This window comes from Robinsoniella sp. RHS (assembly GCF_001029355.1).
Taxonomy (GTDB): Bacteria; Bacillota; Clostridia; order Lachnospirales; family Lachnospiraceae; genus Robinsoniella; species Robinsoniella peoriensis.
The window spans coordinates 1-1724 of sequence record NZ_JNGB01000261.1 but is presented as its reverse complement, the minus strand read 5'-3'; the positions used below and the strand labels follow the sequence as shown (position 1 = coordinate 1724).

Annotated in this window: 1 protein-coding gene; it reads left to right on the top strand. The window is 39.9% G+C overall.

All coding sequences use genetic code 11. From position 1 onward, the window contains the following. Window positions 1-50 precede the first annotated feature (50 nt). The coding region (locus RHS_RS29630) for an IS1634 family transposase (protein WP_047835268.1) at window positions 51-1724 on the top strand (1674 nt) is incomplete at its 3' end.

Sequence of the window (1724 nt, the reverse complement as noted above, 5' to 3'; positions counted from 1 at the left end):
GAGGTGTAAGGAGGGATGCATATGAATCTTCATATCTCGAAAATCAAAAAATTACAGAATCATTTTATGTTGCAAAATCCTATGTCAAGGCTAATGGCAGCACCACGTCCGCTATTGTTCGCAAACTTGGCACTTTAGACAAACTGCTCCTGGAGCATGGCCCTACCAGAGACGATGTTATTGCATGGGCTAAAAATGAAGTAAAAATGGAAACTCAAAAATTTAAGGAAGAACGTCAGACCAAAACGGTCCAAATCTCTTTTCATGCTGACAGACAGATGGATTATGACCAGCAGAAGTTTTTTCGAGGTGGCTACCTTTTTCTCCAGTCCATTTATTACAGTCTTCAACTAAACAAAATTTGCCGGAAACTGAAAAATAAATACAAGTTCCAGTATGATATAAATGCGGTTCTCTCTGACTTGGTTTACGCCAGAGTCCTTGAACCAGCCAGCAAACGGTCTTCTTTTAAAATTGCATCCGAGTTCCTGGAGAAACCGTCTTATGAGCTCCACGATATTTACCGTGCACTGGATGTTCTTGGTAATGAATGTGACTTGATTCAGTCAGAAGTTTATAAGAACAGCAACTTTATGATTAACAGAAACGATAAGGTACTTTACTACGATTGTTCCAACTATTATTTCGAAATTGAACAGGAAGACGGCGATAAGAAATATGGCAAAAGTAAAGAACACAGACCAAATCCAATTATCCAGATGGGCCTGTTCATGGATGGCGATGGCATTCCTCTTGCTTTCTCTACATTTCCTGGAAATGCGAATGAACAGACATCCTTAAAACCCCTGGAAAAGAAGGTTCTTGATGAATTCGGCTGTCAGAAATTTATTTACTGCAGTGATGCCGGTCTCGCTTCCGAAGAAATCAGATCCTTTAATCACATGGGCCAACGGGCCTTTATTGTTACACAATCCATCAAAAAGCTTGGGGCGCAAGAGAAAGCATGGGCATTGGATCTAAAAGGGTTTAAAAGAGTTTCGGATGATATGCCGGTTGATGTTTCAGAAATTCCAGAAGATGATACGAACCTGTATTACAAAGATGAACCATATACCACCAAAAAACTTCATCAGCGCCTGATTATCACCTACTCTCCGAAGTATGCCTTATATCAAAAAACAATTCGTAACAAACAGGTGGAGCGAGCTGAAAAGATGGTCAATACAGGAAGGCCAAAAAAGAACCGGAAGAACCCTAACGATCCGGCCCGCTTTATTGGAACCGTTGCGACAACAAAAGAAGGGAAAACTGCGGAAATACATAGTTTTCTTGATAAAGAAAAAATAGAATCCGAAGCCCAGTATGACGGCTTATATGCAGTATGTACCGACCTGCTTGATGACGATGTTTGTGACATTCTGAAAGTAAGTGAGGGCAGATGGCAGATAGAAGAATGTTTTAGAATCATGAAAACAGATTTTTCAGCCAGACCTGTTTATCTGCAAGACGAAAACAGAATAAAAGCGCACTTTCTCATCTGTTTTCTGGCCCTTCTCTTTTATCGCTTACTTGAGAGGAAAATGGATAATAAGTACACTTGCGAAACAATTTTAGAAACATTAAAAGCAATGAACTTTGCTGAAATCCAAGAGCAGGGATTTATGCCCCTGTACAAGCGTCAAAAGATCACGGATGACCTTCATAATGCCTGTAATTTCCGCACGGATTATCAATTCATCACAAAAAGTCAGATGAAAACTATC